A 16,061-nucleotide genomic window follows, 5' to 3' on the forward strand; every position below is an offset into this window, starting at 1 on the left:
AACAGAGACAGTGCTTTGACAATATGCTGACAAATATCTAAACAATGCGCATCATGAGTACAGTCGAATCCGCAACCCGCTCAGCCGTAAATTTCATCATCTGAAGAAAATTTACGGCGTAACATTCAGAAGCCACGCTCTGCCGGTCGCTTAAGCACCGCTGCATGATTGCTTTTGTATGCACGCCTCACAGCGTGGATTCGACATATGTCTTTCTATAAAAACAAGTCTTTGCACCCCGCAGAGGGCATTCTGCCGGTGCAATGGAATTTTAGTCTTGCAGCGGCACTGGTTCTCATGGCGCCGTTTGATCTTCTGGCATCTATGGGAATGGATATTTATCTGCCCGTTATTCCGCATATGTCGGAAGTGCTGCAGACCAGCCCTGAAATGGTGCAACTGACACTCAGCCTCTATCTGGGGGTGCTTGGTACAGGTCAGCTTATCTTCGGCCCGCTCTCGGATAAAATCGGTCGCAAACCGGTTTTGCTGGGTGGTGCGCTGCTCTTTACCTGCGCCTCTGCCGGACTGGCGATCACCGGTTCTGCGCCGGTCTTTCTGGCATTGCGTCTGCTGCAATCCGCAGGAGCTGCGGCAATGCTGGTGGCAACTTTTGCTACTGTGCGCGATGTTTATGCGCAACGTGCAGAAAGTGCGGTCATCTACAGCCTGTTCAGCTCCATGCTGGCTTTTGTACCTGCACTTGCACCGCTGCTCGGCGCTTTGCTGGATATTCAGTTTGGCTGGCGCAGTATTTTCTGGGTGCTGGCAGCGCTTGGTGCTTTTGCAGGTTTGCATGCCGCATGGCGCTGGCCGGAAACCCGCGTGCCAAGCCTGACAAAACCGCAGGGAAAGCTGCGTTCCATACTCGGAAGCAAGCCGTTCTGGACCTATACAACCGGCTTTAGTGCCGCGATGGGCTCGTTCTTTGTTTTCTTTTCCACGGCACCGCTCTTGCTGGTCAACGGGCTTGGCCTGTCTTCGGTCACATTCAGCCTGTGTTTTGCCAGTATCGCCATTGTTATGGTGGTTTTCGCCCGTTTTGCCGGATTTTATACGCAATGGTGGGGACTGCGCGGCACATTAAGACGCGGTATGCTTCTGATTATGTGCGGTGGCGGGCTGTTGTTGCTCTTCGGCGGAGTTATGCAATTATCTGTGCCAGCCTTCATGATCGCCATGTGGGTGGTCGCGGCGGGCATTGCCCTCACCTGCTCGGTAACAGCGAACGGAGCGCTGAAGAGCTTCGGCGACTATGCAGGCACGGCTACGGCCATTTATTACTGCATTGAAAGCTTGATCGTCAGCATTGCCGGAACACTTGTGGTCGTGCTGCTTGGCGGTAATACAATTCTGCCTCTGCTTGTTTTCACCATCACATCAGCGCTTCTTACTCTGGTGCTGACAAAAACCATCAACGCATAAAAGTCAGGATATGGCACCGGCACCATTTGTTGACCGGTGCCATATTGCGGCAGGCTGTAATCCGGCGTAGATCAGCGAAAACGGATTAAAGACTGACTGGTATCTGACATGCTCCGCCTGTTTAAAATTTCACTTCTTGCTTTTTGTCTGTCGGCACCGGCGACAGCATTGGCAGAAGGCGACATCAAGAACGGCGAGAAAATTTACCAGAAATGCCGCTTCTGCCATATTCTCAATCAGCCGGCCAATCGCATGGGGCCGCATCTGATGCAGTTGCGGGGGCGCAAAGCAGGCACGATTGAAGGTTTTCAATATTCTGCCGCTATGAAACAGGCCGGTGAAAATGGTCTGATCTGGAATGATGTGACTCTCAAAGAATTCCTGACAGCGCCCAAAACCATGATCCCCGGCACAACAATGCGTTTCTGGGGGCTGTGGGAGGGGCAGATTGACGATTTGCTGGCCTATCTTAATGCGCAGGCGGAAGCTGCATCTAAGCCATAGTTGACGGAACTGTTTCTTTTGCCCTGAATAGCGGAAATATGCGCTGTTCCTCTGTACCGGACAGAAATTTCATGGAATGACTGTTGGCATCAGCATCAGGACGGATATTTCATGTACACGCTCTATATTGCGAATAAAAACTATTCCTCATGGTCACTCCGGCCATGGCTTCTGATGAAGCAGCTGGACATTCCGTTTGAAGAAATTCTGATCCCTTTTGGCAGCGCAGACTGGGATAAAAACCCGTCTCCGACAGGGCAGGTTCCCTGCCTCTCGGAAAAGCAGGCTGACGGCAGCTTTATCTCAGTCTGGGATTCGCTCGGCATCACCGAATATCTGGCGGATAATCATCCGCAAATCTGGCCGCAGGATAAGAAAGCCAGAGCCTGGGCACGTTGTGCGACAGCAGAAATGCATTCCGGTTTTCACTCTCTGCGCTCAATATGCACCAATAATATCGGATTGCGGATTGATGTCAGCGCGCAGACAACACCTGCCCTGCAAAAAGATATTAGCCGCATTGACCAGCTTTGGAATGAAGGGCTGGATGCGTTTGGCGGACCATTTCTGGCGGGGGCTGAATTCAGTGCTGTTGATGCATTCTTTGCGCCGGTTGCCTTCCGCTTCCAGACCTATGGTATCAGGCTCAGCGATAAAGCCGCAGCCTATGCTGCCCATTTGCGTGAACTGCCAGTGATGCAGGACTGGTATGCTGCAAGTCTCGCTGAGGTCTGGCGCGATGAGGCGCATGAGGTTGAAGCGCGCAATGCAGGGCCATGGCTGCAGGATCTCAGAGCAGCCGGATAACGAAGATCATTCCATACAGCGGTCACGCAGGATCGCTGTATGGAGATGGTTTCAATTGATCTTAATCCGTATCAATCGAGGTGTTGAAGCTCTCAAAACGCCAGACTACCTGAGCAACGGATTCATCATAGGGATTATAATCCGCCCTTGCCCGCAGAAAGCGTTTTTGGGACAGCGCCACATTCGAGATCAGCGGAACATGAAACTGCTGCCAGCCGGCCTCGCTGCGATGCGCGATAACCCAGCCATTCAGAACCATATTTCCCTGTGCGGAATAGCCGAGCAAATATGGCTCGATGATCCAACGAAATGATTTATAAATAAAACGAACTTGTCTTCTCTGCCGGATTGCGTCGCAGAGTATTGGAAATGCCAGCATGCGGTACCCCTCCCGCGTTTGGGCGTGCAATGACAGAAGTCGGGGACAATTTCAATAAAAACCACACGAATATAGACTATAGTCGCAAATAAAATCGAATATCAATATAAGTAATATAATTAATGCCTAATATTGAATGTTTAATATATGAAATATATTCAGCAACATAGGCGGATATCATGATTCATTATTGCAATTGATGCAAAGGCCTATAGATTGAAGCTGTTGTTATTAAACAGAAATGGAAAATCAGGAGTATGAGATGATTTTCAAAGCAACCACGCTCATTGTTTCTCTTCTGTTTATCGGGCTGCCGCTGTCGGTTGTCATCGCAGCCTTTGCTGAAAAAAAATATCTTGAGGCAAAATCCGGCTCTCAATATGCGGAAATCAAAGCTTTCGGTGTCTGGGTTATTTCCCTGATCGTGATTTTCAGCATTATTCTGTTCTTCACCAATATGGTTGCGGCCTATATCTGATTGCATCAGGTATTTCAGATACAGTCACTCCCCTTAAAAGGAGTGACTGTTTGTTGCATATTGCTCACCAGCAATTGCGGGCTCTGTAGCGGGAATAGAGGGCAAATACTGCCAGGCCGCCAATAACTGAGGCATGTTCCAGAGCGACAGTCATGTCGCGGAAAGCCTCTTCTCCTTCCTTCGCCCAGAACGGGTGCGCAACTGGTATCGTCAGCACCGTAAAGACCGCCAGTGCGCCGGTTGCCAGCCAGACACCTTTGTTACAGATAATCATCAGCGAGGCACCGATTTGCAGGATCAGTGTCACGAGATTATAAGCCCAGCCCGGTTGCAGACCGAACTCATCCATAATCCCTGCATTGGCGGTGAAGTCGAATAATTTTGCCAGACCGCTTGTCCAGAAAACCAGTGTGAGCAGAATTCTCGCCAGAATATCAAACCAATAGGAATCCAGTATTTTTTCGATGATATCCGGCATGGCTTATCCTTTGCCTCCGGTGAGGCGCACGACTTTCATCGCCACAAATATAGCCAGAACCGGAGCCGCTGCAAAAAGACCCGCCAGCCATAGCGAGGCATTGGACGCACCGGCAATATCACCCGCATCCGATATACCGGCAAAATTGGCAATCATACCGGCGCAGGCTGTTCCGAATGCAATGGCGAATAATTGCACTGTGGTCATGCCTCCTGAAGCAAGATCCTGTTCAGTTGCCGGTGCACTCTGATAAACCCGCGTTACCAGATCAGGCCATGCCAGACCAATGCCAAAGCCGATCAGAACCAGCCCGATGCAGAGAGGCAGCAAATATCTCCAGTCTCCGCCACCATGAACCGGCATGAAAATGGCAAGCAGGATCAGCCCCGCCAGTACCATGACGGGACCTGAGAAAATCAGAAAACCACCGCTCTTTTGCCAGCGTGAACTGAGAAATGATGCCGCTGTCCAGCCGATTGCCATCAGTGCTGCAAGATAGCCTGCCCAGAGCGGAGTCTGACCATGCAGTTTCTGCAACAGATAAGGCACATAAATTTCCGGCTGCATGCTCATCATCAGCAGAGCAATCATCAGATAGAGCGCCCCCAGCGGTGTGGAAATATTGAAAGCATTGCGCGGCAACAGGCGGGATCTGGCATTCATATCCACGAGAGCGATGGCGACAACCATAGTCAGCGCTCCGGCCAGACCGATCATATTCCATGACAATTCTTTTGACAGGCTGCCGGCTGAAACCGCCAGCACTGCACCGGTCAGCAGAATAAGCTGTAAAACCGGTATGGAGGATTGCTCATTCTTATCCCAGCTGCGCTTTGGTAAAGTTGTGAAAGCCAGCACGGCAAACAAAGCAGCAAAGGGCAATAAAGACCAGAAAGCTGCACGCCATGCGCTATACTCGGCGAAAACGCCACCGATTGCGGGGCCAATCAGAGTTGCCACACCAAACATAGCCGAGATCAGGCCAATCGCCCGCCCCCATAGGCGCTCCGGCAGCACGATCCGTGTCAGGCCATAGGCAAGCGCATAGAGAAAGCCGCCGCCTAGTCCCTGTACCGCACGTCCGAGTAACATAACCGGCATATTGATCGCCAGTGAACAAATCAGCGTGCCGGTGCCAAATAACAATGTGGCTACCAGATAGGCACCGCGCGGCCCTGTGCTTTTCAGTAATTTAGCGGTCAGAGCCGCGCCCAGAATTGAGGCGACTACGAATAAGGTTGTTGTCCATGCATAAAAATCGAGCCCGCCGATTTCAACGATCACGGAAGGCATAACCGTTGTGGCGATATACATATTGACGGCATGCAAAGTTACGCCACCGGCAAGGGCAAGCGCATAGATTCCGTTTTTTCCGCTGAATAATTCGCCCCAGCCGGCCGGGGCATTATCTCTTTTTACCGTGGCGGCATCAGCACCGGCTGATACTGCGCCCGTCGTATCATTTCTCATGTCGGCTCTCCAAAATGCGTGTGAACGCAAAGGTTCCTTTGCCGCCGCAGACCTCACCGGATTTTTCACGGAGAAATTCATGCAGCATCTCAAAAGAATGCCGTGACAACCGGCCAAAAATGACAAGCCGTCGCAAGCACCGACACGCTTATAGAACCTCAACCAAAGTTGAGGTCAAGCCGTATTTGTATTGTTGTGTTAAAGTTTTTTTCTCAGCAGGCGACGCGGCCCTGCCCCTTGTTCACCAAGTTCATCATCCGGATTGCGCAACGGACAATCCGCCAGAGAAAGGCACCCGCAGCCGATACAGGTGGCAATCTGATCGCGCAGCTGCATCAGGCTGACAATGCGCTCCTCCAGCATATCTTTCCATGCATTGGTAAATTGCCGCCAGTCCCGTGCTGTCGGCACATGGTCATGCGGGAGATCTTCCAATGCATCACGGATAATCGACAGGGAAATTCCGGCACGCTGGGCAATGCGGATAATAGCAATACGGCGCAGAACCGCACGGTGGTAGCGCCGCTGATTACCGGCGGTGCGCCATCCGGCTATCAGCTCTTTTGCTTCATAAAAATGGATAGTGGAAACAGGAACACCGCTGCGGCGGGCAACATCGCCCACCGTCAGCGTTTCTTTGAGTTTACCCGATGACATATTAAACCTCAAGAATGGATGAGGTATGGTAAATCAGGCTGCGCAATAAATACAGGCACTCACGAAAATGTCAGGCTGTATAGCGCTGCTCGCCTGCCATCCATGTTTCACTGACTTTGATTTTGCCGATATCTTTCACGCCGCTTGTCGGGTCCTGTTCCAGTATGGCGAAGTCCGCATATTTTCCGGTTTCAAGGCTGCCAACTTTATCATCCATATGGCAATGCCATGCAGCATCAATGGTTACAGCACGCAATGCGGCTTCTGCCGGTATGCATTCGTCGGAGAAGAAGACGCCGCCGCCCTCATTCATCACACGGGCAACCGCATCCTGCACATAGCGCAGAGGTTCAATCGGCGTTACGCTCCAGTCGGAATGCAGCGAAATACGCAAACCGGCAGCTAAAGCCGAGGCGCAAGGGTCATAATATTTCGCCCGTTCCGGCCCCAGAATGCGATCACGGAAGGCCTTGCCCCACCATCGCACATGGCCGATGAGGAAAGACGGCGACAGGCCAAGCCGCACCATTTTCTCCATCTGCTCAGGATGCAGAACACTGCAATGCTCAATCCGGTGGCGAAGATCATTCGGTACCGACCCTTGCAGCACGGTCTGATAGGCTTCAATCACCGTATCAATCGCCCCGTCACCATTGGCATGGACACCGACCTGCCAGCCGCCATCATGGGCACGCTTTATGACTTCGGTGATTTGCTCAAGGCTGTAATTCAGTGCCCCGCGGCTAGTGCTGCCCAGATAATTCTCGCGCTGATAGCCGGTTTCTGCCTGATTGGAACCGTCTGCCCAGGCTTTGATACCATCAATGCGGAACAGGTCATTGCCATGACCGGGTTTGATACCAAGCTTGTCCCATTCATCCATCAATGTTGAAATCAGCATCCCGCGATAGCGCACCGGCGGATTATCAGCCATCACGGCATCAAGAAGCGCAATATCATTGACGCCGGACAGCATGCCAATGCTGCAATCATGCAGGCTTGTGCAGCCCACAGATGCCGCATGATCGAATAGGCCGCGAATGCGTTTCTGTACTTCCGCTGCCGTTGGTTGCGGCATCTTTTCGATAAATGGTTCCTGCGCCGCGCTCTCTTCAAGCCTGCCGCTGAGTTTGCCATTTGCATCACGCACAAAGCGTGCACCGGAAGGGTCTTTGGTGTCTTCCGTAATGCCTGCCAGTTTCATGGCAGCACTGTTTGCATAGGCAATATGTCCGTTACTCTCCATCATGAAAAACGGATTGTCCGGTGCCAGTGCATCAAGCTCTGCCATTGTCGGCGGGCGGGCATCTTTGGTGATGCTGGGGTCAAAATTCTTCGCCCGAATCCATTCACCTGATTTTGCCTTGTCTACACCAGCTTTCAGCTGAAGCCAGACATCCTTGAAGGTCGGTGTGGCCATCGGGCTGACGTCAATCCAGTCATCCAGCACCACAAAGGTCGAATGCATATGCGGATCAATCAGACCCGGCATTAAAGTGCGGCCGCCAAGATCAACAATACGCGTCTTAGAGCCGCTTAAAGCCTGCATATCCTCAGCCGTTCCGACGCCGAGAATAGTATCGCCGCGAATGGCAATAGCTTCAGCGCGAGCATTCTCCTTATTCATGGTGAGGATAGTGCCGCCCTTAAAGATCACATCAGCGGATCCGTCAGCAGAAGCTGCGGCCAGCGCTGTTCTGCTTTCCATAACTGAGGCGGCGAAAACAGAAGTGGCCGCCACTCCCATATATTTCAAAAAATTACGCCGTGATGCGGCGTTTCTCAGAATGGCTGTAACTCCGGGATTGCAGGCTAAACACATCGGATATTTCCCCTGTAAGGATTATTTGATGCCGGATTATTCCTGAACGCACATATATGTAAGATCAAATAAAACTGAAAATAATAATAATTTTAAAATAACAATAAATACAAATGAAATTTATATAAAACAGCTTTGAATATACACAAAATCAAGTTCGTTTAAACAATTTTATTGACTGAGCAGGCAGTTTCTTGACCGCCTGCTCAGCAAATATTCATTGAATGCAGATTATCTGCCGAAGCCACGCAGAAAATGCGTGAGATTTCCGCCCAGCTGATCGCAGATATAACCACCTTCCTGCACAATCACTGTCGGCAGATTCAGACTTGCGCATTTCTGGGCAATGCTGGTGAAACCCTGCTCATTGACGGTAAAACCGCCAAACGGATCATGCTCGGAAGCATCAAGCCCAAGCGCCAGAACCAAAGCACCCGGCCGATAGGCGCGGATACGATCCAGCGCCAGATCCAGCGCATCGAGAAATTCCTGATTGCCGGAACCGCGTGCCAAAGGCAGGTTGTAATTATAGCCAAGGCCTGCGCCCTCACCGCGCTCTGAGGCATACCCCCAGAAAAACGGATAGAAAACCGCCGGATCAACATGGATGGAAACAGTCATCACATCGGCACGGTGATAGAAAATGCCTTGCGTGCCATTGCCGTGATGCAAGTCCACATCGAGAATGACCACGCGGTCATGGCTCTCGCGCAATATCTGTGCAGCAATCGCGGAATTGTTCAGAAAGCAGAAGCCGCCCGCCATGTCGGCATAGGCGTGGTGACCGGGTGGACGGCACAAAGCATAGGCTGCAGGCTCGCCATTCTGTACCAGTTTGGCTGCTTCGATTGCCGTCTGCGCACTCCAATAGGCAGAATTCCATGTGTCCGCAGCAATCGGACAGGCCGTATCGGCCATATGATAGCCCGCACGTCCTACCGGTGATGTCGGATAGGAAAAATCGCGGCGGTTCGGATGGATATTCGGAATGACCTCATCGGATGCGCCACTGATTGTCTGCCATTGCCCGTAAATGACCTGCAGGAATTCCAGATATTCAGGGCTGTGCACGGCGCTGACCGGTGCCAGACCGTGATCCTGCGCTGCAATCATTGCAAGTCCGGCATCATTAGCGCCGGTTAAAAGCCGCTGTATGCGCTCAGGCACTTCCGGATTGGGTTTGCGGGCACCGGCAGATAAAAACATGGCCGGATTATGCGCGCGCTGAGGCTCAGCAAATGTAAATTTCATAAATCAGTTTCCTCCTCATGCTGCAATTATTGCTCCATATCTACGATATGGCCTCCTGAAATAACTGCACGACAGGAAACTACGGAGAGGATTGCCGGATTGCAAATAAAAACAACAGGCTGAGCTAAATCAGTGATGTGCGGGAACTTCAAAAACCATACCGTCATAGGCTGGCTCGACATTCTCAGGTACAAGAGCGCGCACTTCATCATAATCCAGCGGCACATGCATATGGGTGAGAATAGCACGGCGCGGTTTTAGACGTGAAACCCATTCCAGCGCTTCATCCAGACTGAAATGGCTTGGATGCGGCCTGTATTGCAGAGCATCAATCAGCAAAACATCCAGATTTTCCAGAGATGCTGCTGTTTCCGGCGGAAACTCATTTACGTCCGAGCAATAGGCCACATTTTCAATGCGAAAGCCGAGACTGGTAATATCACCATGCACCATCGGCATGGGTTTAAAGCGGATCGGACCGCCCGCCCCGTTAATGGTAAAACTCTCGGTATTACCGATTTCATGGGCTTTAAGAATTGGCGGATAGCTTGAGCCGAAGGGCGTGGCGAAACAATAGCCGAAAGCCTCATAAAGCCGGTTGAGCGTCAGACGGTTTGCATAAATCGGCATCAAGGCTTTGCTGTCGAGCACAAAACTGCGCAAATCATCAATACCGTGAATATGGTCGGCATGAGGATGCGTATAGATCGCCGCATCGATATGACGGTCTGTTTTGCCTGCCAGCCCGTCAATGATTTGTGCGCGAAAATCCGGCCCCGTATCGATCACCACACGCGTTGTGCCATGGGTGTTGACACGCTCCACCAACAGCGATGCACGGCGGCGGCGATTTTTCGGATTGTCCGGATTGCACTGACCCCAATCGCCATTCGGACGCGGCACACCCGGAGATGAGCCGCAACCAAGAACCGTAAAGCGATAGAAGTCAGACATGTGCCAGTTCCGCTTTTATATGCCTTTTAATAATTAAATATCAAAAGGTTGAAATGATTATCTGATAGTTTGAACGAATATAATCAGCGAGGTATTTTGGTAAACAAACGCAGCACATTTTCACCGGTCATCCGGCGGATATCCGCATCGCTCACACCGATTACATCCGCCAGAACCGCAGCTGTATGCGCAACATAGGACGGCTCATTGCGTTTGCCACGATGTGGCATCGGTGCCAGATAAGGTGCATCAGTCTCTACCAGCAGACGATCATGCGGCACGATTTTTGCCGCTTCACGGATTTCGGCAGAGTTCTTGAAAGTGATGATACCGGAGAAAGACACATAGCCGCCAAGCTCAACGCCGGTGCGTGCCAGTTCAATGCCGGACGAGAAGCAATGGAGAATAAACGGGAACGCGCCTTTAGCGGTCTCTTCACGCAATAATGCTGCCATATCCTCATCCGCACTGCGCGCATGGATCACAAGCGGCAATTGTGTGCGGCGCGACGCTTCAATATGTGTCAGCAGGCCTTGGCGCTGGGCTTCCGGCGTTGAATAATCATAGTGATAATCCAGCCCTGCCTCACCGATTGCCACAACTTTCGGATGCTGCGCAAGACGTTCCAGCTCATCAGCGGTTACATCCAGTTCTTCATGGGCATTATTCGGATGGGTGCCGACCGAGCAATAAACCGGATCATAGCTCTCCGCGAGCGCTAAAATCTGATCGAATTTCTTCACACGGGTGCAGATGGTGATCATCTTTTCGACACCGGCATCGAGAGCACGCTGAATAATCGCGTCACGCTCTTCTGCAAAATCAGCGAAATCGAGATGGCAATGGCTGTCTACAAGCATAATAAAAGTCCTGCCCGAGGCTTAGCACTCGGGAAAATGATACGGGCGATAATTCGCCCGTATCTGATATAAGATATTATTCTTCAGTTTCCACATAACGCGGGAAGATCGGCTCCGGTGCAGGCAGTTCAGCACCGCTGATCAGCACATCGCCGAGATCAGCGAAACTGCGCTTGTCTTCTGCAACACCCAGAATATTGAGCAGTTTGGCTGAAGATGTCGGGATATAGGCCTGAGTCATAATTGCAACGCGGCGCAGCACTTCTGCGGTCGTATACAATACTGTGCCCATACGTACCGGATCGGTCTTGCGCAGTGCCCAAGGCTCCTGAGCTGCGAAGTAACGATTGGCTTCTGATACAACATTGAAAATTGCTGCCAGCGCCTGATGAATGGCCTGAACCTTCATCGCATTGCGGGCAAGTTCAATTGCTTCTTCAGCCAGTTTCAGAATAGCCGTATCTTCCTCATGGAAGTTAGCTTTTTCCGGCACTTTACCTTCGCAGTTTTTGGCGATCATCGACAGCGAGCGCTGCGCCAGATTGCCCAGATCATTGGCCAGATCGGCATTGGTACGGTTGACAATCGCTTCGTGATTGTAGCTGCCGTCCTGACCGAAAGGCACTTCACGCAGGAAGAAGTAGCGCACCTGATCCAGACCATAGCGGTCGATAAAGGCAAACGGATCGATCACATTGCCGACCGACTTCGACATTTTCTCGCCGCGGTTGAACAGGAAGCCATGGGCGAAAACACGTTCCGGCAGAGGCAGACCGGCAGACATCAGGAATGCAGGCCAGTAAACCGCGTGGAAACGAACAATGTCTTTACCGAGAATATGAGCAGTTGCAGGCCAGAACTGTGCCTTCTCCGCATCCATATCCGGATAGCCGATAGCTGTGAGATAGTTGGTCAGCGCATCAACCCAGACATACATCACATGCTTGTCATTGCCCGGAACCGGCACACCCCAGTCGAAGGTGGTGCGGGAAACGGACAGATCACGCAGGCCGGATTTGATGAAGCTCAGCACTTCATTGCGGCGCTCAGACGGGCCGACAAATTCCGGATGTTTTTCGAAATAGTCGATCAGCGGCTGCTGGTATTTGGACAGGCGGAAGAAATAGCTTTCTTCTTCATGCCATTCTACCGGCGAACCGATCGGCTCACGGCGAACGCCATCTTCACCAACGGTTGTTTCGCTCTCGTCGAAATAAGCTTCCTGACGAACCGAATACCAGCCTGCATAGCTGTCGAGATAGATATCGCCGTTCGCGACCATGCGCTCCCAGATATCCTGACAGGCTTTATAATGACGCTCTTCCGTGGTGCGGATGAACTGGTCATGGCTCGAACCGATTTTCGCCAGCATTTCGCGGAACACGGCGGAGTTTTTGTCAGCCAGTTCAAGCGGCGTAATGCCTTCTTTCTCGGCGGTCTGCTGCATTTTCAGACCATGTTCGTCTGTACCGGTCAGGAACAGCACATCTTTGCCGTCCAGACGCTGAAAGCGCGCCATGGCATCGGTGGCAATCGATGTATAGGCATGGCCGATATGCGGTGTGCCGTTCGGATAGAAGATCGGGGTAGTGATGTAAAATTTTTCGCGGCTCATGTCGGATCCGTCTTGTCGAGATATTTTATCTCATGAAGTCAATATGATGATAACTGATAAAACCGGCATATCGCATGTCAGACCGTAAGTCAGCACTAAATGCATCGAATTCAGAAACTCATGCTTGTTTATGCGGTTTTGTGATCCTGAAAATACCGGTTTCCGGTATTCTTGCAGTGACCGGTTCGCTCGGCGGCATCAGCCGGTCTCAAGCCCCGAATCTCAAATTCTGGCCGGCATGCCGCTGCGCATAGCGCGATGCATCTTTTCCATCATAATCAGTGCCGCTTGTTTGCGGTCGAGATTATAGCTTTCCGTTTCCATAGCCTCGCGGCGAAGATCATCCCAGAATTGCGACCACTGGCTGGCTTGCACCGCCTGCCCTTGTTCAGCATGACCAAGTGCCTGCGCGGCAGCTTTATCCAACAGATATTCAAGGAATAGCTGGTTCTGCACATCGGCTTCGCGGCCGCCGAGAACAGAGGCAAGCGCCTGCGCCTTTGGCAGATCAAAATGATTGCCGCTCAGTACAGCATCAACTGTATCAGTGATCTCAAGCCCGCCATGTGCCACCAGCAACAAAGCTTTGCGCACAGAACCTTCCGCCCGTGCACTGAGTGCAGCGAAATAAGTCTGATCCTGCACATCAATGCCGACATCTCTGCCTGCAACTTCCAGCGCGCGCTTCAGCTCATTATCATTCAGCGGTTTGAAAGCCAGTGACTGGCAGCGCGAACGGATCGTCGGCAGCAAGCGGCCTGATGAATGCGAAATCAGAATAAATAACGCCCGTACCGGTGGTTCTTCCAGCGTTTTCAGCAAAGCATTGGCAGCATTACGGTTCATATCATCCGCAGGGTCGATAATAACGATGCGCCATGCGCCGTCACCGGAGGTGCGGCTCAGAAAATGCGTGATACGGCGGATTTCTTCAACGGTAATCGCCGTGCGGTATTTGCCGGTTTTCGCATCAAATGGTCGCGTAATATGCAACAGCGCCGGATGCATTCCCTGCGACATTTGACGATACGGCGCGGCATCCAGATCCGGCGTGCTCAATTGCTGAGGTGCTGATGCACTGTCGGGATATTTCAGCATATGTCCGGCAAGATGAAAACCGGTTGTCGCTTTACCTATGCCCTGCAAGCCTTCAAACAGCAGCGCATGATGCATGCGACCTTCCTGATAGGCCTGCGCGAGAAATGTGCGCACTTCCTCATGCGCAGTCAGAAAACTGGTCGCATTGGGTGCAGGAACACCGTCAATCGCATCATAGGTACTGTTGGGTGCCTGTTCAGCCATGGGCAGACACCTCTTGCGGGCTCAGAACTGCATCGGTGAGTGCAGCTATTTCAGCGCTGATCTCATGCACCGAGCGGTCCGCATCAATTACCTTGCATCGTTGCGGTTCTTCGGCGGCGATAGCCAGAAATGCCTGACGGCGCGCCTCATGGGTGGCAATGGTTTCTTTTTCAAAACGATCAGCCACTTCATTGCCACGACGCAAGCCTGCTCTGGCTAAGCCCTTATCAGCCGGAATATCGAGAATGAAAGTCAGGTCAGGCATAGTGCCGTCAATCGCAATACGCTCAACCGAGCGCATGAATTGCGGATCAAGATTACCGCTGATGCCCTGATAAACACGGCTTGAATCAATAAATCGGTCGCAGAGCACAATCTGTCCGGCTTCAATTGCAGGGCGGATTTTCTGGTCAATATGATCGCTGCGTGCAGCGGCGAATAGCAGCGCTTCCATGGCAGGGCCATAGGTTTCTGCCGCACCGCTCAGGATGACATGGCGCACAGCCTCTGCCCCTGCTGAGCCGCCCGGTTCACGGGTGACCACAACCTCATAGCCTTGGTCGCGCAGATGATCAGCCAAAGCAAGAATCTGCGTGGATTTCCCCGCACCTTCTCCGCCTTCAAATGTGATCAGCAATCCTGACAAAGCTCTGATTTTCCTACGCTGTACGCCGTTAATAATTATAAGTTTAATGAGGGATAGGCATGGCTTTGTCAAATAAAACTGACAAAGGAAACAAGCACTCTTATTTCAGCAAACGACGTATCCAGCCTGTCGCCAACTCATAGAGCGCATCCATTGACTTGTTGCGCAAAGTTCCCTCACGCACATCCTGCGCTGCAAAGACAGGGCGTTCGAGCAATATCTCCTTATCCCGCAGCACTTGAATCCTGCCGATTTCCTGTCCTTTGGAGACCGGTGCCGATACCGGCCCTTGATAAATCACTTGCGAGCGCAGTTTGCCTTTATCCTGAACAGGCACAAGCACGGAAACCGCATCATGAACCACAAGTCCGACTGATCCTTGCGTTCCGCCATAGAGCGAGCCCTGAGCCACTTCTGTACCCGCAGTAAAAACCGGCAGTTTAACGAAATCATTCATCGCCCAGCGGATCAGCTTTTCAGCATCTTCGGTTCTGTCCTGAATGGTTTTGGCTCCGTTCAGCCCGATAAATATGCGCCGCCCGCTGGATTCAGCGGATGCGACAAAAGAAAAGCCGGAATCCTTGGTACCGCCCATAGCCAGACCATCAGCACCCAGATTTAACCGCAGCAAAGGATTGCGGTTGCGCTGCATAATATTATTCCACGTAAAGCTCTCTTGCGCATAAAGCGGATAATATTGCGGATAGGTTTTGTGCAGATGCTGCGCGAGTTTCACCATATCGTTCAGCGTTACTTTTTGCGCTGTTCCATCCAGCGGCAAACCGGTGGGGTTCGCAAAAACGGAGCTTTTTAACCCCAGTTCCTGCGCCCGTTGATTCATCAGCACGGTGAAAGCCTGCTCACTGCCGCTCATACCCTCCGCCAGCACAATTGCGCCGTCATTGGCGGATTGCACTGTAATGCCCTGTATCAGGTCATTCACGGTCAGCTGCGATTTGATTTTGGCAAACATTGTCGCTGTGCCAGATGGTGCGCCACCGGTACGCCACGCATGTTCACTGACTGTAAAACTGGTTTCCGGCTGCAATTTTCCGGCTGTCAGCGCATGAAACGCAACTTCCGCAGTCATCAGCTTCGCCAAAGAGGCTGGCGGAAACGGCGCATCGGCTTTGCGGGCGAATAAGACGCTGCCTGTATCGGAATCGAACAGCAAAACCTGTTCGGACTTCACCGCAAATGGCGGCTCGGCGCCTTGCGCATGAGATAGAATAAACTGGCTCACGATCAGCACAGCAGCAAAACTCAGCTTCCCTGCAGATTTTGTCTTTTCATATGCGCCGGTAAAGCAGGCCACCTTGTTCTCCGGTTGTGATTTCTCTCTGTAACAGACTCAAAAATAGTTCACGATGATTGACGATCAATGAAGCTGAAACAAAAACGTCCGGCGTAGCC

General features: G+C 51.8%; 16 protein-coding genes. 4 read left to right on the forward strand and 12 right to left on the reverse strand.

What is annotated here, in order from left to right; translation table 11 throughout:
• Nucleotides 1-207 precede the first annotated feature (207 nt).
• The 3 genes from cml to A918_RS0116195 all read left to right on the forward strand — a co-directional run bounded on the left by cml (nucleotide 208) and on the right by A918_RS0116195 (nucleotide 2,736).
• Complete coding sequence (cml, locus tag A918_RS0116185; protein ID WP_022712063.1) at nucleotides 208-1,425, forward strand: CmlA/FloR family chloramphenicol efflux MFS transporter; 1,218 nt, start codon at nucleotides 208-210, stop codon at nucleotides 1,423-1,425.
• A gap of 108 nt (nucleotides 1,426-1,533) precedes the next feature.
• A complete protein-coding gene (locus A918_RS0116190) occupies nucleotides 1,534-1,929 on the forward strand; it encodes a cytochrome c family protein (RefSeq protein WP_022712064.1) in 396 nt (131 codons plus the stop codon).
• 111 nt (nucleotides 1,930-2,040) lie between these two features.
• Nucleotides 2,041-2,736 carry a glutathione S-transferase family protein gene (locus A918_RS0116195; RefSeq protein ID WP_022712065.1) on the forward strand — a complete coding sequence of 232 codons (696 nt, stop codon included), beginning with the start codon at nucleotides 2,041-2,043 and terminating at the stop codon, nucleotides 2,734-2,736.
• 61 nt (nucleotides 2,737-2,797) lie between these two features.
• Here the strand turns inward: A918_RS0116195 and A918_RS21885 are convergent, their stop codons facing one another.
• Nucleotides 2,798-3,115: a WYL domain-containing protein gene (locus A918_RS21885; protein ID WP_139316367.1), complete on the reverse strand. Its 318-nt coding sequence runs from the start codon at nucleotides 3,113-3,115 to the stop codon at nucleotides 2,798-2,800.
• 262 nt (nucleotides 3,116-3,377) lie between these two features.
• Between A918_RS21885 and A918_RS0116205 the strand changes: the two genes are divergently transcribed.
• Nucleotides 3,378-3,593, forward strand: coding sequence for a hypothetical protein (locus tag A918_RS0116205; protein ID WP_022712067.1), 216 nt, complete (start codon nucleotides 3,378-3,380; stop codon nucleotides 3,591-3,593).
• 64 nt (nucleotides 3,594-3,657) lie between these two features.
• On the opposite strand, the gene A918_RS0116210 is transcribed toward A918_RS0116205, so the two are convergent.
• The 11 genes from A918_RS0116210 to A918_RS20815 form a co-directional block, all read right to left on the reverse strand.
• The gene (locus A918_RS0116210; protein WP_022712068.1) at nucleotides 3,658-4,071 is read right to left on the reverse strand and encodes a DoxX family protein; all 414 of its coding nucleotides are present in this window, start codon (nucleotides 4,069-4,071) and stop codon (nucleotides 3,658-3,660) included.
• Between the two features lie 3 nt (nucleotides 4,072-4,074).
• The gene (locus A918_RS0116215) at nucleotides 4,075-5,541 is read right to left on the reverse strand and encodes an MFS transporter (RefSeq protein ID WP_022712069.1); all 1,467 of its coding nucleotides are present in this window, start codon (nucleotides 5,539-5,541) and stop codon (nucleotides 4,075-4,077) included.
• Nucleotides 5,542-5,739: 198 nt separating this feature from the next.
• Complete coding sequence (gene soxR, locus A918_RS0116225; RefSeq protein WP_022712071.1) at nucleotides 5,740-6,198, reverse strand: redox-sensitive transcriptional activator SoxR; 459 nt, start codon at nucleotides 6,196-6,198, stop codon at nucleotides 5,740-5,742.
• Nucleotides 6,199-6,268: 70 nt separating this feature from the next.
• On the reverse strand, nucleotides 6,269-8,020 hold the full coding sequence (locus A918_RS0116230) for an amidohydrolase (protein ID WP_022712072.1): 1,752 nt from the start codon (nucleotides 8,018-8,020) through the stop codon (nucleotides 6,269-6,271).
• A gap of 231 nt (nucleotides 8,021-8,251) precedes the next feature.
• Nucleotides 8,252-9,271 carry a histone deacetylase family protein gene (locus A918_RS0116235; protein ID WP_022712073.1) on the reverse strand — a complete coding sequence of 340 codons (1,020 nt, stop codon included), beginning with the start codon at nucleotides 9,269-9,271 and terminating at the stop codon, nucleotides 8,252-8,254.
• A gap of 129 nt (nucleotides 9,272-9,400) precedes the next feature.
• Complete coding sequence (locus A918_RS0116240) at nucleotides 9,401-10,225, reverse strand: MBL fold metallo-hydrolase (protein WP_022712074.1); 825 nt, start codon at nucleotides 10,223-10,225, stop codon at nucleotides 9,401-9,403.
• Between the two features lie 83 nt (nucleotides 10,226-10,308).
• Nucleotides 10,309-11,085 carry a TatD family hydrolase gene (locus A918_RS0116245; RefSeq protein WP_022712075.1) on the reverse strand — a complete coding sequence of 259 codons (777 nt, stop codon included), beginning with the start codon at nucleotides 11,083-11,085 and terminating at the stop codon, nucleotides 10,309-10,311.
• Nucleotides 11,086-11,161: 76 nt separating this feature from the next.
• On the reverse strand, nucleotides 11,162-12,700 hold the full coding sequence (metG, locus tag A918_RS0116250; RefSeq protein ID WP_022712076.1) for a methionine--tRNA ligase: 1,539 nt from the start codon (nucleotides 12,698-12,700) through the stop codon (nucleotides 11,162-11,164).
• Nucleotides 12,701-12,922: 222 nt separating this feature from the next.
• Nucleotides 12,923-14,002, reverse strand: coding sequence for a DNA polymerase III subunit delta' (locus A918_RS0116260; RefSeq protein WP_022712078.1), 1,080 nt, complete (start codon nucleotides 14,000-14,002; stop codon nucleotides 12,923-12,925).
• Nucleotides 13,995-14,648 carry a dTMP kinase gene (gene tmk, locus A918_RS0116265; RefSeq protein WP_028233898.1) on the reverse strand — a complete coding sequence of 218 codons (654 nt, stop codon included), beginning with the start codon at nucleotides 14,646-14,648 and terminating at the stop codon, nucleotides 13,995-13,997. Before tmk ends, A918_RS0116260 begins: the two co-directional genes overlap by 8 nt.
• A gap of 100 nt (nucleotides 14,649-14,748) precedes the next feature.
• Nucleotides 14,749-15,915, reverse strand: coding sequence for a D-alanyl-D-alanine carboxypeptidase family protein (locus tag A918_RS20815; protein ID WP_033316202.1), 1,167 nt, complete (start codon nucleotides 15,913-15,915; stop codon nucleotides 14,749-14,751).
• Nucleotides 15,916-16,061 lie beyond the last annotated feature (146 nt).

The organism is Pseudochrobactrum sp. AO18b (genome assembly GCF_000409565.1).
Classification (GTDB): Bacteria; Pseudomonadota; Alphaproteobacteria; order Rhizobiales; family Rhizobiaceae; genus Pseudochrobactrum; species Pseudochrobactrum saccharolyticum.